This is a genomic window from Pseudomonas sp. SDT291_1_S447 (assembly GCF_054070155.1).
In genome coordinates this window covers 1-24,547 of sequence record NZ_JBSVXS010000004.1, presented here as the reverse complement: position 1 = coordinate 24,547, position 24,547 = coordinate 1, and the positions used below count along the sequence as shown (strand labels likewise).

20 protein-coding genes and 2 tRNA genes are annotated in these 24,547 nt (G+C 59.9%); 4 read left to right on the top strand and 18 right to left on the bottom strand.

The window, feature by feature from the left end; translation table 11 throughout:
* Positions 1-74 precede the first annotated feature (74 nt).
* The 4 genes from ACW9IR_RS02580 to ACW9IR_RS02565 all read right to left on the bottom strand — a co-directional run bounded on the left by ACW9IR_RS02580 (position 75) and on the right by ACW9IR_RS02565 (position 4,663).
* A complete protein-coding gene (locus tag ACW9IR_RS02580; protein WP_457461502.1) occupies positions 75-1,370 on the bottom strand; it encodes a virulence factor family protein in 1,296 nt (431 codons plus the stop codon).
* Positions 1,370-4,009 (bottom strand): bifunctional lysylphosphatidylglycerol flippase/synthetase MprF, encoded by a 2,640-nt coding sequence (gene mprF / locus ACW9IR_RS02575; protein ID WP_457461500.1) that lies wholly within the window; start codon positions 4,007-4,009, stop codon positions 1,370-1,372. The genes ACW9IR_RS02580 and mprF overlap by 1 nt, the downstream gene beginning before the upstream one ends.
* 279 nt (positions 4,010-4,288) lie before the next feature.
* A tRNA-Met gene (locus ACW9IR_RS02570) sits at positions 4,289-4,365 on the bottom strand.
* Positions 4,366-4,586: 221 nt separating this feature from the next.
* Positions 4,587-4,663 (bottom strand) — tRNA-Met (locus tag ACW9IR_RS02565).
* Positions 4,664-4,943: 280 nt separating this feature from the next.
* Here ACW9IR_RS02565 and dinB point away from each other — a divergent pair.
* Complete coding sequence (dinB, locus tag ACW9IR_RS02560; RefSeq protein ID WP_038358090.1) at positions 4,944-6,005, top strand: DNA polymerase IV; 1,062 nt, start codon at positions 4,944-4,946, stop codon at positions 6,003-6,005.
* 102 nt (positions 6,006-6,107) lie between these two features.
* On the opposite strand, the gene ACW9IR_RS02555 is transcribed toward dinB, so the two are convergent.
* The 4 genes from ACW9IR_RS02555 to ACW9IR_RS02540 all read right to left on the bottom strand — a co-directional run bounded on the left by ACW9IR_RS02555 (position 6,108) and on the right by ACW9IR_RS02540 (position 10,907).
* Positions 6,108-7,061, bottom strand: coding sequence for a hypothetical protein (locus tag ACW9IR_RS02555; RefSeq protein WP_077571384.1), 954 nt, complete (start codon positions 7,059-7,061; stop codon positions 6,108-6,110).
* A 17-nt stretch (positions 7,062-7,078) separates the two neighbouring features.
* Entirely contained in the window at positions 7,079-8,794 is a 1,716-nt protein-coding gene (locus ACW9IR_RS02550; RefSeq protein WP_007918631.1) for a proline--tRNA ligase, read from the bottom strand.
* Positions 8,795-8,923: 129 nt separating this feature from the next.
* Complete coding sequence (locus ACW9IR_RS02545; RefSeq protein ID WP_102902666.1) at positions 8,924-10,483, bottom strand: AmpG family muropeptide MFS transporter; 1,560 nt, start codon at positions 10,481-10,483, stop codon at positions 8,924-8,926.
* A gap of 43 nt (positions 10,484-10,526) precedes the next feature.
* A complete protein-coding gene (locus ACW9IR_RS02540) occupies positions 10,527-10,907 on the bottom strand; it encodes an MGMT family protein (protein WP_401045952.1) in 381 nt (126 codons plus the stop codon).
* A gap of 136 nt (positions 10,908-11,043) precedes the next feature.
* Here ACW9IR_RS02540 and ACW9IR_RS02535 point away from each other — a divergent pair, with 136 nt between their 5' ends.
* Positions 11,044-12,051 carry a DUF481 domain-containing protein gene (locus ACW9IR_RS02535; protein WP_095119223.1) on the top strand — a complete coding sequence of 336 codons (1,008 nt, stop codon included), beginning with the start codon at positions 11,044-11,046 and terminating at the stop codon, positions 12,049-12,051.
* A 163-nt stretch (positions 12,052-12,214) separates the two neighbouring features.
* Here ACW9IR_RS02535 and ACW9IR_RS02530 read toward each other — a convergent pair whose 3' ends face one another.
* Positions 12,215-12,424, bottom strand: coding sequence for a cold-shock protein (locus ACW9IR_RS02530; RefSeq protein WP_002554837.1), 210 nt, complete (start codon positions 12,422-12,424; stop codon positions 12,215-12,217).
* 354 nt (positions 12,425-12,778) lie between these two features.
* Between ACW9IR_RS02530 and dcd the strand changes: the two genes are divergently transcribed.
* Entirely contained in the window at positions 12,779-13,345 is a 567-nt protein-coding gene (gene dcd, locus ACW9IR_RS02525; protein ID WP_007918616.1) for a dCTP deaminase, read from the top strand.
* A gap of 107 nt (positions 13,346-13,452) precedes the next feature.
* Positions 13,453-13,662, top strand: coding sequence for a hypothetical protein (locus tag ACW9IR_RS02520; RefSeq protein WP_095119221.1), 210 nt, complete (start codon positions 13,453-13,455; stop codon positions 13,660-13,662).
* A gap of 46 nt (positions 13,663-13,708) precedes the next feature.
* On the opposite strand, the gene pdeM is transcribed toward ACW9IR_RS02520, so the two are convergent.
* From pdeM to ACW9IR_RS02475, 9 genes are all read right to left on the bottom strand, one after another.
* Positions 13,709-14,365, bottom strand: a complete 657-nt coding sequence (gene pdeM / locus ACW9IR_RS02515; RefSeq protein ID WP_457461495.1) for a ligase-associated DNA damage response endonuclease PdeM — start codon at positions 14,363-14,365, stop codon at positions 13,709-13,711.
* Positions 14,362-16,851, bottom strand: a complete 2,490-nt coding sequence (locus tag ACW9IR_RS02510; RefSeq protein ID WP_457461493.1) for a ligase-associated DNA damage response DEXH box helicase — start codon at positions 16,849-16,851, stop codon at positions 14,362-14,364. Before ACW9IR_RS02510 ends, pdeM begins: the two co-directional genes overlap by 4 nt.
* A 197-nt stretch (positions 16,852-17,048) precedes the next feature.
* Positions 17,049-17,813: an ABC transporter ATP-binding protein gene (locus ACW9IR_RS02505; RefSeq protein WP_007918612.1), complete on the bottom strand. Its 765-nt coding sequence runs from the start codon at positions 17,811-17,813 to the stop codon at positions 17,049-17,051.
* Positions 17,814-17,826: 13 nt separating this feature from the next.
* Positions 17,827-18,945 (bottom strand): succinylglutamate desuccinylase/aspartoacylase family protein, encoded by a 1,119-nt coding sequence (locus ACW9IR_RS02500; RefSeq protein ID WP_102902669.1) that lies wholly within the window; start codon positions 18,943-18,945, stop codon positions 17,827-17,829.
* A gap of 13 nt (positions 18,946-18,958) precedes the next feature.
* A complete protein-coding gene (locus ACW9IR_RS02495; RefSeq protein WP_016986412.1) occupies positions 18,959-19,669 on the bottom strand; it encodes an ABC transporter permease in 711 nt (236 codons plus the stop codon).
* Positions 19,666-20,394, bottom strand: coding sequence for an ABC transporter permease (locus tag ACW9IR_RS02490; protein ID WP_095049115.1), 729 nt, complete (start codon positions 20,392-20,394; stop codon positions 19,666-19,668). The genes ACW9IR_RS02495 and ACW9IR_RS02490 overlap by 4 nt, the downstream gene beginning before the upstream one ends.
* A gap of 56 nt (positions 20,395-20,450) precedes the next feature.
* Positions 20,451-21,233: a transporter substrate-binding domain-containing protein gene (locus ACW9IR_RS02485; protein ID WP_007918608.1), complete on the bottom strand. Its 783-nt coding sequence runs from the start codon at positions 21,231-21,233 to the stop codon at positions 20,451-20,453.
* Positions 21,234-21,584: 351 nt separating this feature from the next.
* Entirely contained in the window at positions 21,585-23,273 is a 1,689-nt protein-coding gene (locus ACW9IR_RS02480; protein ID WP_457461490.1) for an ATP-dependent DNA ligase, read from the bottom strand.
* A complete protein-coding gene (locus ACW9IR_RS02475) occupies positions 23,270-24,304 on the bottom strand; it encodes a ligase-associated DNA damage response exonuclease (RefSeq protein WP_110720188.1) in 1,035 nt (344 codons plus the stop codon). Before ACW9IR_RS02475 ends, ACW9IR_RS02480 begins: the two co-directional genes overlap by 4 nt.
* Positions 24,305-24,547: the final 243 nt, after the last annotated feature.

Below are 24,547 nucleotides of genomic sequence, written 5' to 3'. Positions count from 1 at the left end.
TTTCTTTTAGGCAACTAGGAATCACCCACAAAAAAGCCCCCGCTCTGGGGGGCTTTTTGTGGGCGTGGCTCAGATCACTCTTCGGCGACCGAGTCCTTGCTCTGACGCTTCTCGATCAAGTCCACCAAGCGCTTGGCCAGCGCTGGGTAGTTCTCGTCGAAGTGGTGGCCGCCAGGCAGTTTCACCGCCTCACCCACCGCAGTCTTGTCCGTGCAGCCACTTTCATCGGTCTCTTCTTCACCGTAGATGCACACAACCTTCGCCGCTGGCAGCTTGGCCATTTCCGGGCCGGTGGCGGCTTCTTTGCCGGCGTTACCCAGCCAGCCTTCGACTTCGATTTCGAAACTGCCGGTGCGGGCGAAGGCCAGCAGGATGATTGCGTCGACGCGTTGCTGCTCGGTTTCTGGCAAGCGGTTGTAGATCGCTGGCAGAACGTCGGCACCAAACGAGTAACCGGTGAGGATGAAGCGTTTGGTGCCCCATTTCTGCCGGTAGTGCTGCATCAGTTCGGTCAGGTCCAGGGCGCTTTGCTCCGGGCTCTTGTGCTGCCAGTAGTAGCGCAGGGTGTCGATGCCGACGACCGGGTAGCCGATCTTGGCCATTTCACCGGCCACGTCGCGGTCTAGGTCGCGCCAGCCGCCGTCACCGGAGAGGAACAGGGTCACGGTGTCTTTCGCTTGGCCGGCCGGCACTTCAACCACCGGGATCGCCAGACCGCCGTTGGCCTTGTCGCCGCCGACGAGGATTTTGCGCAGTTCGTTGTTCAGCACTTGCGGCAGATTGATGTCGTAGTCGCTGATGCTGGTTTCGGCGTTTGGTTGATCGCGTACGAAACCTGCGCTGGCGTCGTCCGGGTTATCGTTCCATGCCACCAGCCAGTGGCCGTGGGCGGCGGATTTCGGCAACAGGTGAGTGCAGCCGGGTTTTTCCAGCGCCAGGTCCACGGAAATCGCTTGGGCCTTGTCGTCCTTTTGCTCGGACAACCAACGCCAGGCCAGCACAGCGCCTGGACCGATACCGCTGACCAAAGTGGCCGGGCCGTTCAGTTCGCGCAGACCGGTTTGCAGGGCGCGGCTTTGCAGCAGGCAGTCCTCGGGCAGAATCACCTGAACGATTTGCGCCGAGGCGCTGCGGCTCAGGGTGGTCAGTTGTTTTTCAGAGAGTTTCTGGTCGTCGTTGACCGCGACCAGCACCTGCGCCTTGGGTTTGGTGCCGGGGATGACGCGGGTCAAAACGGTGCCGTCTGCCGCCGTAACAGGTTCGAGCGTCGGTTCTGGTGCCGGGCGTTTCAGGTACCAGTAACCGCCGCCGGCAATCACGGCCAGCACGATCAGTGCGGCCAGGATGTACTTCAGGGAGCGTTGAATCATCAGCGTTTCACCAATCCAGTCAAGCCGCCCGCGATCAGGGCAGCAGTGTCGGCCAGCGCCACCAGCGGATCGAGTCCGGCGGGCACGGCCATATAACGGGGTTCCCAGTCGGGCTGGAACTTGTCTTTGAAGCGGCGCAAGCCTTGGAAGTTGTACAGCTGCTCACCACGGCGGAAAACCATCGAGCCCAGACGCTGGGTCAGCGGTGCACCACGCCGGGGTTGCAACCCCGACAACGGCACCATGCCCAGGCTGAAGCGCGCGTATCCGTGACTCTTATAGTGTTGAATCAGGCCGACCATCATGAATTCCATGGTCAGCTTGGGGGCGTCCGGGTGCGCGCGCATCAGGTCGAGACTGGCCAGATCGTGGCTATAAGTCTCGAGCAGGTTGGCGAACGCCACCGGGCGGCCTTCGAAGCGAATCACCGCGATGCGGAAATGCTTCAGGTAATCGTCGCTGAAGCGGCCGAGGGAGAAGCCTTTCTCACGCACGTTCTTGCCGGTCAGCCACGCATCGGAAATCACTTTCAGCTCGTCCATCGGCGCCTGACCCGGCTCGTGGATTTCCAGCGACAGACCGTCGCGGGTGCCACGGTTCCAGGTGTAACGCAGGTCCTTCATCTCTTTGCCCTTGGCTTCCAGGTCAAAGCGAAGCAGGTCGACCCGGGCCTCTTCGCCCAGTTTGATCGCGGTCAGGCCGATGTCCATGTAGTACGGCAGGTTCTCCGCGCGCACCTGGTAGAACACGGGGCGGGCGTGGTGAATATCGCAGAGGTCGCGAAACTGCCAGATCATCTCGGCGCGTTGCTGGCTAGGGCCGATCGGATCGTACAGGGCCACCAGACTGCGGCCACGGCGCGCGTACATCAGGAACGCTTCGTCGTTCTGGTGAAACAGCAGCGCCTTGTCACCGGTCAGGGCGAGGCCGCCGTCGGGTTGCGACGAGGCCATCAGAATCTTCGCCGCGCGATCGAGTTCGTCGGGCGTCGGCAGGTGAATGACCGGGCGTGCGGTGCGCAGCAGCCAGGTCAGCGCGATCACCAGCAACAGCACAGCAGCGCCGAGCAGCGAGCGCAGGCCACGCGGTGCGTCAGCGTCGAGGGTGAACTGCCACCACAGTTGATGGCTGTAAGGCACGTCCTGATAGGCGAACAGCAGCAGCCACGTCGAAGCGCCCAGCACACAGAGGCTGGCCACCAGATACAGCGGCGAGAAGGGCAGTTCGGTCAGGCGGCTCGGGCGATAGAACGAGCGACGGAACACACCGAGCAGCGCAGCCGTCAGGGTCATCAGCGTCGCTTCCTCCCAGTCGAAGCCTTTAAGCAGCGAGAGCAGGGCGCCGACCAGTAGCAGAATAGTGGTCAGCATCCACGCGGCCGACAGGCGCCGACGCAGACCCTGGGCGAGCATCAGGCAGAGCACGCCGATCAGGCTGGCGCCAAAGTGCGAAGCGTCGACCAGTCGATGAGGAATCAGAAAACCGATGTGTTCCAGACGTGTATCGATTTCCGGGGTAGCGCCGGAAAACAGCAGCACCACACCGGACAGGAACACCAGCACCGCCAGAATCGGTGCCGCCAGACCAGACGCTGCACGCATGGTCTGAGTCTGAAACAGGCGCTGACCTTCGTTGATCAGCAGGAATACGCAGGCCACCAGCAGCGGCAACACCACGTAGATCAGGCGATACAGCAGCAGCGCCGCGGCCAGTGGTGCGGCACCGAGCTTGTCGGCGAAAGCGGCCAGCAGAATCGCTTCGAACACACCGACGCCGCCGGGTACGTGGCTGAGCACGCCGGCAGCCAGTGCCAGCAGATACACCAGCAGGAACGCACCGAACGGAGGAGCTTCTGGCAGCAGCAGATAAAGGACCGTGGCGGCAGCCGCAACGTCGAGGGCGGTAATGATCAGTTGCAGGAAGGTCAGGCGACGCCCCGGCAAGCGCAGCGTGCGGCGGCCAACCCTGACCAGCAGGTTGTCGCGTAACGGTTGTTCCGGCAGGCGCCGACGGTAGATGCCGATAGCCAATACTGCGCCAAGCGCCAGCACGACAGCGGCGATGGTGCCGAGCAGGCCTTCGGACAACCCCAGCGCCTGCGAGGCAGCAGGCAGGTCGCTCAGCGTTGCCAGTGCGGCCAGCGGCGGCAAGGCGCAGCCGAGCGACAAACTGGCGAACAAGGTCATGTGCGCGACTTCCGACGCCCCCAGACCCAGTCGCGCATATAAACGGTAGCGAACCGAACCACCGGACAGCAGCGACAGGCCGATCGCATTGCCGATCGCAAACGCGGTGAAGCCGCCCAGCGCCAATGTGCGCGGCGGCAAGGTCACGCCGGCATAGCGGCTGGCCGACCATTCGTAGCCGAGCAGAATAATGAAGCCGACCACGGTCGCACCGAAGGCGCCGATCAGCGCGGGTTTCGGCACGTCGAGAATCGAGTCGTGCAGCGCATCGAGATCGAGTTCGGCAAGCAGATGGCGACAGGCAATCAGCGCAATGGCAAACAGCAGCAAAGTCACCGCCAGACCAATCGGTTGTCGGTATTTGCTTAACCGATCCAGCAAGCGCAAACGCTCGGGTTTGATCGGATGTTCCGCTGTGACGGTGTCTTGTGGATCAGACGAGTTGGCGCGCATCAATCACCTCTTGGATTGTGCGCGACAGGATGGAGGTATCCAGCCAAGTTACCAATCCCTGTAGAAAAAAATAATCACAAAATACTACGCCTCTCGCCGGGTATCGGCGAGGGCAGTTCCTGGATTGCAGAGGCCTGGCCTGCGACTCAAGCATAGTCGCAAGTGAGTACTTCTGAAGATCCCAAGCGGTTCACTGCACAGTGACAGATCATTGTTGCGAAAGGACTTTTTCAACAGATACAAAAAAGGCCACTCTTTCGAGTAGCCTTTTTTGATGTTTGGTTGCGGGAGCCGGATTTGAACCGACGACCTTCGGGTTATGAGCCCGACGAGCTACCAGACTGCTCCATCCCGCGTCTGTGTGGCGGCATTCTACAGGCGAACGGCGAGGTGTCAACCGCTAATCCCATAAAGGGTCAAATAAGTGTGCAATCGCGTCAAACGGTCGCAGGTGGTGCGTTAAGTTTCGGAAATGCAAAGAATTCCTGTTTGGCGATCCTTCTCTATAAGAAGAGGAAATCCACAAAACAGACGCGCACAAAAAAGGCCACTCTTTCGAGTAGCCTTTTTTGATGTTTGGTTGCGGGAGCCGGATTTGAACCGACGACCTTCGGGTTATGAGCCCGACGAGCTACCAGACTGCTCCATCCCGCGTCTGTGTGTCGGCATTCTACAGAGGAACGCCGGGGTGTCAACCCGCAATCTGGATAAAAACTGTTGAGGTTCAATTGGTTAGCGTCTTTTCTCGGGTGTTTTTTACGCTGCGGGGCAGGTGGAGCAAGGCTTTCAGCTCTATTGGAGGCCTCTCGTCGATTGATAAAATAAATTCAACGGACATTTCCTACCGCCTGGAAAGAAGATTCATACCACTGGTGCTATATACAGGTGTCAGTGAGATACTGCCGGTCCGGCTTGCCACATTCCTTTTTCTGACATGACTCAGCGAAAAATCATCCACATTGACTGCGACTGTTTCTACGCCGCCATCGAGATGCGCGATGACCCGCGTCTGGCCGGCAAGCCGTTGGCAGTGGGTGGTTCGGCGGACCGGCGCGGGGTGATCGCCACCTGCAACTATGAAGCGCGCGCGTATGGCGTGCGTTCGGCGATGGCGTCGGGGCATGCCTTGAAACTGTGCCCGGACCTGACCATCGTCAAGCCGCGTATGGATGCGTATCGCGAGGCTTCGAAAGAGATTCATACGATTTTTGCCGATTACACCGACCTGATCGAGCCGCTGTCGCTGGATGAGGCCTATCTGGACGTCTCGGACAGCGCGCATTTTGGCGGCAGCGCTACACGGATCGCCCAGGACATCCGCCGCCGCGTTTCCAATCAATTGCACATCACCGTTTCCGCTGGCGTGGCGCCGAACAAGTTTCTGGCAAAGATCGCCAGCGACTGGAAAAAGCCCAATGGACTGTTCGTTATTACGCCAGACCAAGTGGAGGACTTCGTCAGTGGCTTGCCGGTGAGCAAGTTGCACGGTGTTGGCAAGGTCACGGCCGACAAGCTTGGCAGGCTCGGCATCATTGACTGCTCGCAGTTGCGTGAGTGGGACAAATTGGCGCTGGTGCGCGAATTCGGCAGCTTTGGCGAGCGATTGTGGAGTCTGGCTCGTGGGATCGATGACCGGTTGGTGCACAACGACAGTCGGCGTCAGTCAATCAGCGTGGAAAATACCTACGACGTTGATCTGCCGGATCTGCGCAGTTGCCTCGACAAACTGCCAGAGCTGCTGGAAACCCTGAAAACCCGTATGGCGCGGATCGATAGCAGTTATCGGCCGGGCAAGCCGTTCGTCAAAGTGAAGTTTCATGATTTTACCCAGACCACGCTGGAGCAGGCCGGGGCAGGGCGGGATCTGGGCAGTTATCAGTTGATGCTGACGCAGGCGTTCAATCGCGGCGGGAAACCGGTGCGGTTGTTGGGGGTTGGGGTGAGGCTGGAGGATTTGCGCGGCGGGTTTGAGCAGATGGAGTTGTTTGAACGGTAGATTTGCGGTGTTTGTCAGGGCCTCTTCGCGAGCAGGCTCGCTCCCACATTTGGAATGTATTCCACCCTGTGGGAGCGAGCCTGCTCGCGAAGCTTTTAGCTTTTAGTTCGGCCCCGGATCAGCCACCAGGCGCCCGGCATCCTTGGTCAGCGACTTGAGAAACTCGGTCTGCAACTCAGGATCGTTACGCGTCAGTTCGATCAGGCTTTGTTCCAGCTCGCTGGCTTCTTCTTCCAGACCCAGTTCCGACAGGCGCTTGACCCGGTGCACCCACTGGCTCACTTCGTCGTCTTCCAGATCGTCGTAAATCAGCCCGTGCGCTTCCAGCAACTTGCCACGCAGATGACTGCTGATCATCAGCGATGAATCAGAATGCACGTCATCCTTGGCATCTTCGACGCTGATCTGCAGTTTGCCGACGTGATTGAGGTCATTTTCGGCAAACGGACTGTCGAGCAGGTTCAAGCGCAGAACACCGTTGCGATCGGTGGTCATGTCGAAGGTCTGCTTGCCAGCCTTGACCTGCACCGGACGCTCGCTCCACGGCAGGCTCGAATACTCCGTGCGCTTGTCGCGCTGGACTTCATCGATGCCGGCCAGATTCTGCTGCGCACGACCGTTGGACTGCACGTTCATGAACGGGTTGAGCCCGGCGAAACCGTAACTCAGCCAGTCCTTGGTCACGCTGTCCGGCAAATTGCCGAGGGCAAACACGTTGACCACGTTGGCGCCGACGCCACCGACTACGGCCACCGCGCCCAGCGGAATCTCGTAGACCTCCCGCCAAGGCTGGTAGGGCGTGTAGCGATCGTAGCGACGCGTCACTTCGAACTCGGTGACTTCGAAAGTCTTCTGTTCGTTGATTTTCACGCGTCGCTGCGGCAGCTCAAGCTCCTTTGGCTCACCGACATCAATCTGCAGGCTATGGTCGAGCAACTTTCGCTCGACCCGCTCTTCGTGCTCGCTGCGTTGTGACATGTGATTGGCACAGCCGCTGACCAGCAGGGCACCGCACAGGGCGGTGCCTCCGAGGCCTAAGGTGTTTCGCTTGAACATGACGTCTCTATCTGGTTTCAGCGGCGGATACGGGCCTGCAGGAAGGACAATACGTCAGCCACTGGCAATGCTTGCGCTTCGCCTTCGGTACGGCTCTTGTATTCCAGGTTGCCTTCGGCGAGGCCGCGGTCGCTGACCACGATCCGGTGAGGAATGCCGATCAGCTCCATGTCCGCGAATTTGATGCCCGGGCTGGTTTTCTTGTCGCGATCGTCCAGCAGCACTTCGAAGCCGGCCGCCGTCAGTTCGGCGTACAGCTTGTCAGTGGCTTCACGCACCTGCTCGGTTTCGTAACGCAGCGGTACCAGGGCGATCTGGAACGGCGCCAGGGTGTCGCTCCAGATGATGCCATTTTCGTCGTTGTTCTGCTCGATGGCAGCCGCGACCACGCGGGAGACGCCGATGCCGTAGCAACCCATTTCCAGGGTGACCGGCTTGCCGTTCTCGCCCAGCACTTCGCACTTCATCGCCTTGCTGTACTTGTTGCCCAGCTGGAAGATGTGCCCGACTTCGATGCCGCGCTTGATTTCCAGGGTGCCTTTGCCGTCCGGGCTTGGGTCGCCGGCAACCACGTTACGCAGGTCAGCCACGGTCGGAACGGGCAGGTCACGCTCCCAGTTCACGCCGAAGTAGTGCTTGTCGTCGATGTTCGCGCCGATGCCGAAGTCGCTCATCAGCTCGACCGAACGGTCGATGATGATTGGCAGCGGCAGGTTCAGCGGGCCGAGCGAACCGGCGCCGGCGCCAATGGCGTCACGCAGTTCGGCGTCGGTGGCCATGACCAGCGGGCTGGCAACGCCAGGTTGCTGGGCAGCTTTGATTTCGTTGAGTTCGTGGTCGCCACGGATGACCAGCGCGATCAGCTTGCCTTCTTCTTCGGCACGCACGATCAGGGTCTTGATGGTCTTTTCAATCGGCAGATTGAATTTTTCCACCAGCGCCGCGATTGTTTTGGTGTCTGGCGTGTCGACCAGGCGCAGCTCTTCAGTCGCAGCAGCGCGCGAGGTTTCGCGTGGCACCGCTTCGGCTTTTTCGATGTTCGCTGCGTAGTCGGAACCGTTGCTGAAGACGATGTCGTCTTCGCCGGACTCGGCCAGTACGTGGAATTCGTGCGAACCAGCGCCACCGATCGAACCGTTGTCGGCTTCAACCGGACGGAATTTCAGGCCAAGACGGCTGAATACGTTGCAGTAGGCCTGGTGCATGCGGTCGTAGGTGACTTGCAGTGACGCCTGATCAGCGTGGAACGAGTACGCGTCCTTCATGATGAATTCACGGCCACGCATCAAACCGAAGCGTGGGCGGATTTCGTCACGGAATTTGGTCTGGATCTGGTACAGGTTGATTGGCAGCTGTTTGTAGCTGCTCAACTCGTTGCGCATCAGATCGGTGATCACTTCTTCATGGGTCGGGCCCGCGCAGAAGTCGCGACCGTGGCGGTCTTTGATGCGCAGCAGCTCAGGGCCGTATTCTTCCCAGCGTCCCGATTCCTGCCACAGCTCGGCCGGTTGGGTGCTCGGCATCAACACTTCCAGAGAGCCGGCAGCGTTCATCTCTTCGCGAACGATGGCTTCAACCTTGCGCATTACCCGCAAGCCCATCGGCAGCCAGGTGTACAGGCCGGAGGCGAGTTTGCGGATCATGCCGGCGCGCAGCATCAGCTGATGGCTGATCACGACCGCGTCGGAAGGCGTTTCTTTCTGTGTGGCGAGCAAAAATTGACTGGTGCGCATGGTTGGCCGTTGTCGGTTGCTATGACTGGAAATGACTCCGCAGTGTACCGGCGAGTTTTGCCGACGTACAGGCGTGAGGTCAGTGGGGAGGCACGACGGCGGGATTCCTCCCGCCGTCGGCGAAACGTCTTACGATTCTTCTGCGACCGGCGTCGGCACAGGCTCGGGCGTTGGCGTCGGGCCTTCGCGGCGGCTTTCCTGAAACCAGTGCAACGCGATCAGAATCAGCGTCGGCACGCCGAGCAGTGCGGTGATCAGGAAGAAGCTGTGATAGCCGAACTTTTCCACCAAAACCCCGGAATACCCGCCCATCAAGCGCGGTAGCAGCAGCATGATCGAGCTGAGCAGGGCGTATTGCGTGGCGGAGAACTTCAGGTTGGTCAGGCTCGACAGATAGGCAACAAACGCCGACGTCGCCAGGCCCGAGCTGAAGTTGTCGAGGGAAATGGTCACCATCAGCATCTGCAGGTTCGGGCCCATGTCCGCGAGCATGACGAACAGCAGGTTAGTGGCTGCCGAGGCCGCGCCGCCGATGAACAGGATCGGCAGAATGCCGAAGCGCACGATCAGCAGGCCACCCATGCCGGCGCCAACCAGGGTCATGATCAGGCCGAAGATCTTGCTGACGCTGGCAATCTGATCCTTGGTGAAACCCTGATCGATATAGAACACGTTGGCCATGACGCCCATGACCGTGTCCGACATCCGATAGGTGGCGATCAGGCCGAGCAGCAGCAGCGCCTGCCAGCGATAGCGCAGAATGAAGTCGTTGACCGGTGTCAGCACCGGTGCGAGGCCGCGACGGCCCATGGTCGACAGACACAGGCCGGTGAGCAGCGTATAGAGAATCGCGCGCAGGAAGGCGCGGTCTTCCAGCAGCAGGTCAAGCGGGCTCATGTCACCGAACAGCACGCTGGCGAAATCAGTGTTGTAGAGCTGGGTGAACATTGCCGGCACGGAGACCAACAGAACGATCAGCACAAAAACTGACATCAACTGATGCATGAAGGTGTAGCGCCCGGCCTGCAACTGCGTGCGCAGCGGCACCGGCGGCTCGCGCATCAGCAGAGTGGTCAGCAGCGCGGGAATCATCAGCGCACCGAACAGCGCATAAGTGCCGGCCCAGGCTGAATGCTGATAATTGAAGCCGGTAGAGCCGAAGCCTTCGGCGAAGAACAAGGCGCCGGCCGTCGCCAGCAGTGCAGCGACACGGTAGCCGGACATATAACTGGCGGCGAGGGCGGCCTGACGGTTGTCTTCGGCGATTTCCAGGCGATAGGCATCCACCGCGATATCTTGAGTGGCGGAGGCGAAAGCGACGACGACTGCAATGGCGATCAGCCAGGACAGATGCTTCTGCGGATCGCAGAAACCCATGCCGATCAGGCCGAGAATCACCAGGGCTTGTGAGAGCACCAGCCACGAACGGCGACGGCCAAGCTTGCCCAGCAACGGCAGACGCCATTGGTCGAGCAAAGGTGACCAGACCCATTTGAACGCGTAGGCCAGACCGATCAGGCTGGCATAGCCGATGGTTTCACGGGCCACACCGGCCTCACGAAGCCAGACGGAAAGCGTTGAAAACACCAGCATGTACGGCAGGCCGGCGGCGAAACCGAGCAACAACAGCACGAGCGTCGAAGGACTGGCATAAGCGGCTAGCGCGGCGCGCCAGGTTTTACGGGGCATGGGCTGAAGTCTGCCTCAAGATTGCGAAAACAAAGCGCGCACTCTAACCGCTGTGCTCTACCGGACGCCAGCCATGGCGCTGAATATCCACACGATTGTTCAGGACGGTGATGCCTTCCATGCGCAATCGGGCCCGTTGTTCATCGCCCGATGGGCTGCCCACCGGCAGGCTGATCCGACCGCCGGCGCCCAGTACACGGTGCCAGGGCAGTTTTGTATCGCCGGGCAACTGACTCAAGGTGCGGCCGACCCAGCGGGCGGCGCGCCCCAACCCGGCAAGTTCAGCTAACTGACCATAGCTGACGACTTTGCCTTCGGGCACTTGAGCAAGGGTGGAGTAGAGCGCCGTGCGTCGGATTTGCGCTTCACTGTCACGGTCGTGGGGCTGCTCTGTCACGGGCGCGGTTCCTGAACATTGGCGGATTTGAAGCTTCAAGGGTAATCCGTCGGTGCGTAGTTGAGAAATGAACTCATTGGAAATCGTCCGGTCAGTCCTTGTCAGGGTCTTATTCCTACGGATAATGCCGACCTTTTCGCAAACTTGAGCCATAGATTCGCTTATGTTTTCCAGATCCTTGCTGTGCCTTGCTGTTTTCAGCGCGTCCACGCCCCTGCTTGCCGACACCGTCTGGTTGAAGAACGGTGACAAGTTGAGCGGCACTATTACCGTGTTCGATGGCGGCAAGCTGTTGATCCAGACCAAATATGCCGGTGCGGTCACGATTGACTGGAAAGAGGTCAAAACCCTGGACAGCGATCAGCACTTGCTGGTCAAGCAGGATGCCTACACCGGTGAAGTGTCCAAGTCGCTGACCGCCGCCGAAGATGGCAAGGTCACCCTGGCCAACGGAGAGGCGCCGAAAACCGTCGAACTGGCGAGCATTCAGCAGATTCTCAAGCCGAAACCGGTGGTCGAGGATCTGGTGTGGAAGGGCAATGTCGACCTGGCGCTGGACTATCAGCGCGCCGAGAAGGATACCGACGACTACGATGTCGGCTTCAAGACCACGGCGCGCCATGGTCGCTGGCGCCATACCGCCGAAGGTGAGTACAACCGCGAAGTGCAGGACGACGAAACCACTACCAATAACTGGCGCGCCGAATATGCACTGGACCGTTTTCTCACCGATCAATGGTTCTGGCAGGGTCGCCTGAACTACAAGCGCGATCACATCGAAGAGCTGGCGCGCCAGCGTGTGGTCGGTACCGGTCCCGGCTACCAGTTCTGGGATGATGAGTTGGGCGCATTCTCGCTGGGCTCGCTGCTTAACCGCACCGACTACGAGTATCGCGATGGCAGCAAGGATAACTTCTATTCCGTCGCGATGAAGTGGGATTACAACCGCTACCTGATCGGCAAGAAGGTCGAATTCTTCACCAACGGTGAAGTGGGCAAACCGCTGTCCGGTGTTGCCGATTACGCGCTGGATGCTGAATTGGGACTGCGCTACAAAGTCACCGACTGGGCCTCGCTCAACCTCAAGGCCGAGCGCGATATCATCAGCGGAACCAATGATGCGGACTTGAACAAGACCCGTTACACCGCCGGGTTTGGCGTGGCCTGGTAGGGCACAAGCAAAAGATCGCAGCCTTCGGCAGCTCCTACAGAGGATTGATGTACATCCTGTAGGAACTGTCGAAGGCTGCGATCTTTTTTTGCGCCCGGAAAACAGACGCCCACAAAAAAGCCCCGCTTTTAAGGGCGGGGCTCTTTTCTAAAGAAGCTACAAGTTAGATAACTTGTACTTCTTCAGCTTGCATGCCTTTCTGACCGCGGGTAGCGATGAAAGAAACCTGTTGGCCTTCTTTCAGGCTTTTGAAGCCGTCGGATTGGATAGCTTTGAAGTGAACGAACAGGTCGTCACCGGATTGTGGAGTGATGAAGCCGAAGCCTTTTTCATCGTTGAACCACTTAACGGTACCGGTTTGGCGATTAGACATGGTGTAACTCCTTGAACAAAGATAACTGCGACTCAGGAAGAACCCTGGCCGAGACTGAGTGCAAAGAGCAGGAAAAATTCTTGTAGATGGTTGGATCGAAATTCAACATATCGTGTAGAGATTCTCAGTGACACAAGCAACACAGTGACGCCACCTTAACCCAGTTTCCGAGAAGTGCCAATGCTTCTTGCGAAGGTTTCTCTGTTTTCGGGATCGGCGGTGTGACGGTTCGTCGCCAAACCCCGTATTTCATGGGTGTTCGGCGAGAATTGCACCGCGCACTTTGAACCCGGCGGCGCGCCCGGTAAGATGCCGGACAGAATTTTTCAACCTCGCTATTCAGGACACCCCGCCATGAGCATCAAATCGGACAAGTGGATTCGCCGCATGGCGCAGGAACACGGCATGATCGAACCGTTCGTTGAGCGCCAGATGCGCGGCAGCGATGACAGCCGTGTGATCTCCTACGGTGTATCGAGCTATGGCTACGATGTACGTTGCACCAATCACTTCAAGGTGTTCACCAACATCAACTCGTCCATCGTCGACCCGAAAAACTTCGACCCAGGCAGCTTCGTCGACGTCCACAGCGACGTCTGCATCATTCCGCCGAACTCCTTTGCACTGGCCAGCACCGTCGAATATTTCCGTATTCCACGCAATGTGCTGACCATCTGCCTGGGTAAAAGCACCTACGCGCGTTGCGGCATCATCGTCAACGTAACGCCGCTCGAGCCCGAGTGGGAAGGCCACGTGACGCTGGAGTTCTCCAACACCACCAACCTGCCGGCGAAAATCTACGCCAACGAAGGCGTGGCACAGATGCTGTTCCTCGAATCCGACGAGGAATGCGAAGTGTCCTACAAGGACCGCGGTGGCAAGTACCAAGGCCAGCGTGGCGTGACCTTGCCGCGCACCTGATCGGTCCATCCGACAGATCGCGGGAATTCTTTGGCGGGCAGACACTCTATGGGGTGTACTGCCCGTTTTTGCTTCCGGCAAAACGGGCCTTCGCCGAGGAGTGCCCTATGAAGATCGATCCGCAAATCACTGCCGAACTGGCAAGGCTCGAGCCCAATCAGATTGGCGTATTGGCCTGGTCATTGCTGGCGCATCCGGCGCTGAGCATGGCCGGCGGAATTCCCGGACAGCCCGATCCCGATACCCCTAACGAACAACCCACTGAACCTGGCGAACCGACTCTTCCGGACGAGCCGCCACCGGCTCCGGTTGCCTGATCTGCATTGAAAATGAATGGCCAGTCAGATGAGGTCTGCAGAGACTTCAACTGACTGGCCATATTTCGTTGTCACCGATGACGAAGATTCTGCAGCTTTCATCCCTCTCGACTGGATATCCCCCAGTAAAGGCGCCAAATGCCGGCAGCAGACTGATGCGTTCGCCGAGCCTGAAACACGCCAGGCGCAAGCTTTGTCGACCCTTGCCGTGCAGCCGATAGACCGGGTGTACGTGACCCGCCAGCACGTGCCTTTCAGGATGTGGGTCAGGTTCATGCTGCAAGGCGAATGGCCCGAGCAGCAGCGGTTCCGGCACCACACGGATGTTCAGCGATTCAGGCGGATCACCAGCGCGTTTGTCGTGGTTGCCGCGAATCAGCGTCATCGGCAGCTCCGCGTGGCGCGCACGCCATTGCGCCAGCGCACTCAGCGTCCCTGGGGCATGAGAGCCGGGTCCGTGCAGGAAATCGCCGAGAAAGATCAATAAGCGGCAGGGCATCTTTGTCAGCAGCTGATCAATTACGGCGATATTGCTCGCCGTGGTGCCATGCGGGACCGGTTGACCAAGACTGCGGTAAGCCGCGGCTTTGCCGAAATGCACATCGGCAATCAGCAGAACCTGTTGCGCGGGCCAATACATGGCTTTCTCCGGCAAAAGCCAAAGTTCTTCGCCGGCCAGACGCACCGGATAGCCTGAATTCATGCGGATTTATCCTTGTCGGCGCTGTTCTCGAGATCACCCACCATCCGCCGGATCCGGTCAGCGAGTTTTTCCGAACTCATGCTTTCGCGCATGCGCTCCACCAGCAACGGAAACCCTAGCGGTGTAGGACGTTTGAGCTGATGCACATCCAGTTTCATCCCGTTGATCCGTTCCAATGTCTGTTCCAGGCGACGAATATCCAGTTCTTCCCGTAGGACTTCTTCCCCGGCCTGCGCCAGTAACAGATTGTCGGCGTCGTATTGTTTGAACACTTCGAAGAACAGGCCGCTGGACGCCTGCACCTGTCGGGTGCTTTTCGGCGCACCGGGGTAGCCGGCGAAGACCAGCCCGGCAATCCGCGCGATCTCGCGAAAACGGCGCAATGCCAGTTCACCGGCGTTCAGGCTGGCCAGAACGTCCGCTAATAAATCATCGGCATTGAAGAGATCGGCATTCAAGTACTCGGCCCAATCGATCGGCGTAGCGCTGAGCAATTCCAGGCCGTAATCGTTCACCGCAATGGAAAACGTCACGGGCTGCCGTTGACTGACGCGCCATGCCAACAGGCTCGCCAGGCCCAGATGCACCTGGCGCCCGGCAAACGGATAGAGAAAAAGGTGCCAGCCTTCGCGGGATTTCAGCACTTCGGCCAACAGGTTGTCTGTCGTGGGCAACCCCGACCAGCGCATCTGGGTTTCCAGCAATGGTCGCAAGGCCTGCATTTCCGGGCCGACGAACTCACCCTGCGCCGCCGTACTGAAGCGCCTGACTACGGCTTCGGCCAATTCGTTGGAAAGAGGCATCCGCCCGCCATTCCAGCGTGGTACGGCGGCTTTCTTTGCGGTGCTGCGTTTGACGTAAGCGGTCATGTTTTCCACCCGCACCAGCTCCAGCAAACGCCCGGCGAAGAGAAAACCATCACCGGGTTTGAGCCGCGCAATAAAGCCTTCCTCGACACTGCCCAACTGTTTGCCACCGCCGCCCTTGCTCCAGAATTTCAGATGGATGCTCGCGTCGCTGACAATGGTGCCGATGCTCATGCGATGGCGCCGCGCCAATCGCGCATCCGGTACGCGCCAGACGCCGTGCTCGTCCGGTTCGACCCGGCGATAGTCCGGATAGGCTGTCAGAGACATCCCGCCATGGCGTACGAAAGCCAGCGCCCAAGCCCAATCGGCGGTTGTCAGGTCACGATAAGCCCAGGCGCCGCGGACTTCTTCGTACAACTCATCGGGTAAAAATCCTCCACCCAACGCCATGCTGACCAAATGTTGCACCAGCACATCCAGCGGTTTGTACGGTGAAAGGCGCGGCTCGATGCGTCGTTGCTCGACGGCATCGCGGGCGGCGGCGGCTTCGATCAATTCAAGGCTATGAGTCGGCACCAATGTCACTCGCGACGTGCGTCCCGGCGCGTGGCCTGAGCGCCCGGCGCGTTGCATCAAACGTGCGACGCCTTTGGCCGAGCCGATTTGCAGCACGCGCTCGACCGGCAGGAAATCCACCCCCAGGTCCAGGCTTGAGGTGCAGACCACGGCTTTCAAATGCCCGTTCTTCAAGGCTTGCTCGACCCAGTCGCGAGTCTCGCGAGACAGTGAGCTGTGATGCAAAGCGATCAACCCAGCCCAGTCCGGCCGTGCTTCAAGCAGCGCCTGATACCAGATTTCCGACTGCGCCCGAGTATTGGTGAAGACCAAAGTGCTGGCGCAGGCCTCCAGTTCAGCAACGACCTGCGGCAACATTTTCAGACCGATGTGCCCGGCCCAGGGGAAACGCTCAATGGCCGGTGGGAGGAGGGTGTCGACTTTCAGTGTTTTTTCGCTTTGCCCCTGAATGCTGATGCCGCCGCCCTGTGGGATCAGCACTTGTTCGGCGTGGGATTGATTACCGAGGGTGGCGGACACGCCCCACACGATCAGCCCAGGTTGCCAATGCCGCAGGCGGGCGAGGGCCAACTGCAGTTGCACGCCGCGCTTGTTGCCCAGCAGTTCATGCCATTCATCGACGACGATCATGCGCAGACTCGCCAGCGCCACCTGCGCATCGGCACGAGCGAGCAGCAGGGTCAGGCTTTCCGGGGTGGTAATCAGCGTGGTCGGCAGGCGCCGGCTCTGGCGGGCGCGTTCGCTGCTGCTGGTGTCACCGGTGCGCAGGCCGATGCTCCACGGGATCTGCAAATCATCGACCGGCGCCTGCAAGGCGCGCGCGGTGTCGGCGGCGAGGGCGCGCATGGGCGTGATCCACAGCACGGTCAGCGGTTCGGCCGGTGATTTGCGTTTGCGCGGCGCTTCGACAGGAGGTTGCGAGCGCGCGAAGCGATTGAGTGCCGCGAACCACACGGCATAAGTTTTACCGGCACCCGTGCTGGCGTGGAGCAGCCCGGATTCGCCGTTTTTCACCGCCGCCCACACCTGTTTCTGAAAGGCGAACGGCTTCCAGTCGCGGGCGCTGAACCAGATTTTTGCCAGGTCGGGGGATTTCGCCATGCGGGCTGCGCGCGCTCTGGAGGTGTTCTTCCAGTGACCACGCAGCGGGCGGACAAGTTTGATTTTTCAGGCTGGCACGGTGTGCTTTTTTGTAGGAGTGAGCCTGCTCGCGATAGCGGTGTGTCAGTCACATCAGTGTTGGATGTAATGACGCTATCGCGAGCAGGCTCACTCCTACAGGGGGATTGTGTACGGCGTTATTTCAGGTTACCGCTGAGAAATTGTTTGAGGCGTTCGCTTTTCGGGTTGCCCAGCACTTCTTCGGGGGCGCCTTCTTCTTCCACCAGACCTTGATGCAGAAACAGCACCTGGCTGGAAACTTTACGGGCAAAACTCATCTCATGGGTCACCATGATCATCGTCCGGCCTTCCTCGGCCAGCCCTTGAATCACCTTCAACACTTCCCCCACCAACTCCGGATCCAGCGCCGAGGTCGGTTCATCGAACAACATCACCTCAGGCTCCATCGCCAACGCCCGGGCAATCGCCACGCGCTGTTGCTGCCCGCCGGAGAGAAACGCCGGATATTGATCCGCCACCCGCGCCGGCAAACCGACCTTGTCCAGATAACGCCGCGCACGATCGTCAGCCTCCTGTTTGCTGCAACCCAGCACCCGGCGCGGGGCCATGGTGATGTTTTCCAGCACGGTCATGTGGCTCCACAGGTTGAAATGCTGAAACACCATCGCCAACCGTGTGCGCAAACGTTGCAATTCATCGGCGTCAGCGACGTGCATGCCGTGGCGGTCGGTGACCATGCGGATCGCCTGGCCATCGAGGCTCATGGCGCCGTCGTTGGGTTGTTCGAGAAAGTTGATGCAGCGCAAAAAGGTACTTTTGCCCGAGCCACTGGCGCCGATCAGGCTGATCACGTCGCCGGTCTTGGCCTTGAGCGACACGCCTTTGAGCACCTGATGGTCGCCATAGCTTTTGTGCAGGCCTTCAACGGTCAGTTTGTACATGGGACAGACATCCTCAAGGCGAAAGTAGGTAGCCGCTGCGATAGGCTTCGGCGCCCGCGACGTGGGCGATGACCATGCCGGCGGTGGCCATGCGTCGCAGCGAGCGGGCGTACATCACGCCGGCGCTGGTGCAATGAATGGGGGTGATGCGGTCGTTGATCGGGTCGATGATTTCGGCGATCTGTTGCCCGGCCTCCAGCACTTGCCCGGCCGTGGCGGTGTACACCAGCAGGCCGCCGACTGGGGTGGTCACCGGCTCGACTCCCGCGAGAGGCGTGGCCGGGAACGGCAATGGCGGCTGCGGTTTGGTCTCACCGACGATCGCATCGGACTGGATCAGGTAGTCGATCAGCGCCTGGCAGTCGCGACTGGCCAGCGGATGGCTGACGTCACCCTGGCCGCGCAACTCGACGGTCACCGAGAAACTGCCGAGCGGAATTTCGAAGTGCTCGCCGAAACGTTCCTTCAGTTGCCACCACAGCAGGGTGAAGCATTCATCGAACGACTGGCCGCCGGAATCGGTGGCCAGCAGGCTCGCCTGAGCTTCGATGTAGCGCGCCAGCGGTTCGACCTGCGGCCACGCTTCGGGCGTGGTGTAGAGGTGCACCACCGATTCGAAATCACAGTGCAAGTCCAGCACCATATCCGCGTCGCAGGCCAGCCGTTGCAGGGTCAGGCGTTGGGATTGCAGTTGCGTGCTGGCGGTCTGGCGGGCGAGGGCGTTGCGCAGATGTGTGCGGATCAGTTCGAGGTTGTGCTGCGGATCGTCATTCAGCTTGCCCTCGATGGCGTTGCCGATCTCTTCACTGAGGTCGACAAACCAGCGATTGAAGTTCTGCCCGCTCTCCAGTTCGTAGCGGCCCAGCGGCACATCCATCAGCACTTGTTCGAGGCCGACCGGGTTGGCCACTGGCACCAGCACGATTTCGCTGCGCAGGCGGCCGGCGGCTTCCAGCTCGGCCAGACGTTGCTTGAGGTGCCAGGCGACGAGCATGCCCGGCAATTCGTCGGCATGCAGCGAAGACTGAATGTAAACCTTGCCCTTGGCCTGCTCCGGGCCGAAGTGGAAGCTGTGGATCTGTCGTGCGGTCCCCGGCAGCGGGGCCAGCAAGTCATGGATCAGGTGGCGCATTTGCAGGGTTGTCCTAGTGAGTCGGGCCGAGGAAGGCCAGCCATCGGCGTTCGGCAAGGCGGAACAGGCCGACCAGCGCAAAGGTAATGGTCAGGTAGATCAGCGCGGCGATGCCGAACGACTGAAAGGTCAGGAAGGTCGCCGAGTTGGCGTCCCGCGCAACTTTCAGGATATCGGGGATGGTCGCGGTGAAGGCCACGGTGGTTGAGTGCAGCATCAGGATCACTTCGTTGCTGTAGTAAGGCAACGAACGGCGCAGGGCCGAGGGCATGATCACGTAGGCATACAGCTTCCAACCGGTTAGCCCGTAAGCCTTGGCGGCTTCGACTTCGCCGTGGTTCATGCTGCGAATCGCCCCGGCGAAAATCTCCGTGGTGTAGGCGCAGGTGTTGAGGGCGAAGGCGAGGATTGTGCAGTTCATCGCATCGCGAAAGAAACTGTCGAGCAGCGGCTGCGCACGCACGGCGGCGAGGCTGTAGATCCCGGTGTAGCAAATCAGCAACTGGATATACAGCGGCGTGCCACGGAACAGGTAGGTGTAAAACTGCACCGGCCAGCGAATGTAGAAGTGCGGCGAAACTCGCGCAATCGACAACGGAATCGACACCAGAAAACCGATGAAGATCGAGGCGCTGAGCAGCCACAGCGTCATCGCCAGCCCGGTGATGTTCTGGCCGTCGGTATAAAGGAAGGCGCGCCAGTATTCCTGCAGAAGTTCGATCATCGTACGGCCTCCCGGGCACCGGCGGCGTAGCGGCGTTCGAGCCAGCGCAGGATGAAATTCGAGGCACTGGTGATCAGCAGATAGATCAACGCGGCGAGGACCAGGAAGTAGAACAGTTGGTAGGTGCTTTTACCGGCGTCCTGCGCGGCCTTGACCAGATCGGCCAGACCGATGATCGACACCAGCGCCGTGGCCTTGAGCATCACCATCCAGTTGTTGCCGATGCCCGGCAGGGCAAAACGCATCATTTGCGGGAACACCACGAAGCGAAAGCGCTGGCCGCGTTTAAGGCCATACGCAGTGGCGGCTTCAACCTGCCCGCGTGGTACGGCGAGGATCGCACCACGAAAGGTTTCGGTGAAATACGCGCCATAAATGAAACCCAGGGTCAGCACCCCGGCGCTGAACGGGTCGATTTCGATGTATTCCCATTCCAGGTAATCGGTCAGGGACGTCAGCCAGGTTTGCAGGCTGTAGAAAATCAGCAGCATCAGCACCAGATCCGGCACCCCGCGAATCAGCGTGGTGTAGAGCTGGGCGGGCAGGCGCACCAGTTTGACTTTTGACAGCTTGGCACTGGCGCCGAGCAGGCCGAGCAACACGGCCACCAGCAGCGACAACGCCGATAATTTGATGGTCATCCAGGTGCCTTCCAACAGCAAAGGGCCAAAACCCTTGAGGCTGAAGGCTGCGAGCCCCAGATTTTGTAAGAGGTTTTCAAACATAAATCAGCAACCTGAGCGGATGGAAAAGGCGCCCATCGAGGATGGGCGCCGGGGCATTATTTGCCGCTGTACAGATTCAGATCGCCAAAGTGTTTCTTTTGAATCTCGGCGTATTTGCCATCATCGTGTAACGCTTTGATACCTTTATCTAAAAGCGCTTTCAGCTCAGTGTTACCTTTCTTAATACCGACAGCGGTTTTGGCTGGCAGCAATTCGCTGTCGACTGGCTTGCTGACGTCATAGTCGGCGCCCTGTGGCGACTTCAAAAAGCCCAGTTCGGCTTGCAGCATGTCCTGAATGCCCGCGTCGAGACGGCCGGAGGTCAGGTCGGAATACACCTGATCCTGGTTCTGATAGGCCTGGGTTTTCACGCCGGCCTTGTCCAGCACGGCTTTGGCGTAGGCTTCTTGAATGGTGCCCTGCTCGTAGCCGACGGTTTTGCCCTTGAGGGACGCTACGTCTGCGGTGATACCGGAACCTTTCTTGAACACATAAGCGGTCGGGCCGGAGAACAGCTCGCTGGAGAAATCGATGACTTTTTCGCGGGCCGGGGTCACGGTCATCGACGAGATCACACCGTCGAATTTGTTGGCCTTGAGGCCCGGAATCATGCCGTCGAAGTCACTTTCGACCCACTTGCACTTGACCTTCAGTTCGGCGCAGATCGCGTTGCCCAGGTCGATGTCGAAGCCCACCAGGCTGCCGTCGGCCGCTTTCGACTCAAACGGTGCGTACGAAGGGTCAACGCCAAAGCGCAGCTCTTTGTATTCCTTGGCCAGCGCGGAGCCAGCGGCCATGCACAACGCCAGTGCAGAAAGGGTCAGCAATGCTTTTTTCATTATTCAATCCCTAAGAACCAATATGAGCGCTTGTGGCGCAGAATTATTGTTACTGGAACGCGTACGACCTATAGAAAGTAGCAATTTCCGAACCAGAGTCCCGAACAAGTGTTTTAAAAGGTGAGGAGAGCTACAAGATCAATGGATGAGTGCACGAAAAGGGGCGCGGCAGAAAGCGTGCACTGATTTGTGGCTTATCGGGGACAGGCAAGCAGATCGCTGATCGTTCCCACGCTCTGCGTGGTAATGCAGCCCGGGACGCTCCGCGTCCCCTCCAAGGCCGAACGCGGAGCGTCCGTTGAGGCATTCCCACGCGGAGCGTGGGAACGATCAATGTCCCGGGAAACGGGGTCAGGCCAGCAGATCTTGCAGTGTGGCGAGGCTATCGGCTTCATCCACGGTCTTGTCCTGACGCCAACGCAACATCCGTGGGAAACGCACGGCAATTCCGCTCTTGTGCCGCCGTGAGAGGGCGATGCCTTCGAAACCCAGCTCAAACACCAGACTCGGCTTCACACTGCTCACCGGGCCGAACTTTTCCACGGTAGTCTTGCGCACAATGCTGTCGACCTGGCGCATTTCCTCGTCGGTCAGCCCCGAATACGCCTTGGCGAACGGCACCAGTGCGCGTTGGCTCGACTCGGGCGGGCCGTCCCACACGGCAAAGGTGTAATCGCTGTACAGACTGGCCCGCCGACCGTGGCCGCGCTGCGCGTAAATCAGCACCGCATCGACGCTGAACGGATCGACTTTCCACTTCCACCACACGCCCATGTCCTTGGTGCGGCCAACCCCGTACAGCGAATCCCGCGCCTTGAGCATCATCCCTTCAACGCCCAGTCGCCGTGAGGCTTCGCGCTGGCGGGCGAGGTCGAACCAGTCGCTGCCGGTCAGCACCGGTGAGGGCAGCAGTACCGGGCTGTTACAGCGGGCGATGACCTCTTCCAGTTGCGCGCGGCGCTTGGCTTGCGGCTGGTTACGCCAGTCATCGCCTTGCCATTCGAGCAAGTCGTAGGCGAGCACCACCACCGGCACGTCTTCGAGGATTTTCTTGTCGAGGGTTTTGCGGCCGATGCGTTGTTGCAGCAAGGCGAAGGGTTGCACCGCCGGTGGTTCGGTCGATTGCGGATCAAAGGCGTCTTCAGTGCGCGGATGCGTGCTTTTCCACACGACGATTTCGCCGTCGATCACCGTGCCGTCAGGCAAGCCGTGCACCAATACATCCAGTTCCGGGAAGCGCTCGGTCACAAGTTCCTCGCCCCGCGACCAGATCCACAGCCGGCCTTCACGCTTGACCACTTGTGCGCGGATGCCATCCCATTTCCATTCAATCTGCCAGTTGCTCGCAGGGCCGATCAGCGTTTCAAACTCTTCGACCGGTTGCGACAACGCGTGGGCGAGGAAAAACGGGTAGGGCTGGCCACCGCGCTGGGCATGTTCATCGCTGGACTCAGGGGCGATCAGTTTCAGATAACTGGCCGCACTCGGCCGGTTCGACAGATCGGTGTAACCGACCAAGCGCTGCGCCACACGTTTGCTGTCCAGCCCGGCCATCGAGGCCAAAGCCCGGGTGACCAGTAGTTTCGAGACACCGACGCGGAAACTGCCGGTGATCAATTTGATGCACAGCATCAGGCTCGATCGATCCAGTTGCGCCCACAGGGCAGGCAGTTGTCGGCTCAAGTACTCTGGGGTTTCACCGCGCAACGGCAGGAGTTTTTCTTCGATCCATTCGGCGAGGCCGGCGTCGGAGCTGTGCGGGTTTTCTGCGAGTACCAGGGAAATGGTTTCCGCCAGGTCGCCGACCGCTTGATAGCTTTCCTCGAACAGCCACGGCTCTAGGCCGGAGACTGAGACGGCGAGTTCGCGCAGAATTCGGACCGGCACCAGTTGCCGGGGCCTGCCACCGGAGAGAAAGTACACCGCCCACGCGGCGTCATGCGGTTCAGCCTGGGCGAAGTAGGTCTGCATTGCCGCCAGTTTGGCGTTGCTTGACGTGGTGGCGTCGAGTTCGGCGTACAACTCGGCGAATGCTTTCATGCGGGCATCTCGGCGATGGTCGGTTCGGCAGCGATGTTTTCTTCTTCGTCATCGCCGTATTCGGTATTGAAACCCTGTGCATCCAGACCCTGTTCGCGCAGATGCCGTACGAGCACACCGATCGAACCGTGGGTGACCATCACCCGTTCCGCACCGGTTTGCTCGATCGCCCAGAGCAGGCCGGGCCAGTCGGCGTGATCGGAAAGCACGAAACCGCGATCCACACCGCGCCGCCGTCGGGTACCGCGCAATCGCATCCAGCCACTGGCAAACGCGTCGCTGAACTCGCCGAAGCGGCGCATCCAGGTGCTGCCTCCGGCTGAAGGCGGGGCGATGACCAGGGCCTGGCGCATGATCGGGTCGCTTTTCTTCACGTCTCCAGCGTAGATCGTGGGCGGCAGGTACACGCCAGCCTCGCGATAGACCCGGTTCAGCGGCTCTACCGCGCCGTGGCTGAGGATCGGGCCGAGGCTTTCGTCGATGCCGTGGAGAATTCGCTGGGCCTTGCCGAACGAGTAGCAGAACAACACGCTGGCCTTACCGGCGGCGATATTGGCTGCCCACCACTGATTGATCTCGCTGAACACCTGCGCCTGTGGCTGCCAGCGATAGATCGGCAGGCCGAAGGTCGATTCAGTGATGAAGGTGTGGCAGCGCACCGGTTCGAACGGGGCGCAGGTGCCATCCGGTTCGATCTTGTAATCGCCGGACGCCACCCAGACTTCGCCACCGTATTCCAAGCGTACTTGCGCCGAGCCGAGTACATGCCCGGCCGGATGAAAACTCAAGGTCACGCCGTGGTGGGTCAGGCGCTGGCCGTAGGCGAGGGTTTGCAGATTGATGTCCTGCCCCAGTCGCGCGCGCAAAATCCCTTCGCTGGCGCTGCTGGCGAGGTAATGCTGGTTGCCGGTGCGGGCGTGATCGCCGTGGGCATGGGTAATGACCGAGCGCTCTACGGGGCGCCACGGGTCAATGTAGAAATCCCCGGCAGGGCAATAGAGACCTTCGGGGCGGGCGATAACAAGGTCCATGTCGTTACCAGAAATGGGGGGCTTGTTAGCTATGAGGTTGGCGCGTGTCCGGAAGTTCTATCGACTTTGAAGGGCGACCCTCACCCCAGCCCTCTCCCGGAGGGAGAGGGGGCTGACCGAGGTGTCTGGGAGAGCTACGCCGACGTGAAATACCGAGTCGAGCACAGATTCTGGACCAGATCAAAAGCCCCTCACCCCAGCCCTCTCCCGGAGGGAGAGGGGGCTGACCGAGGTGTCTGGGAG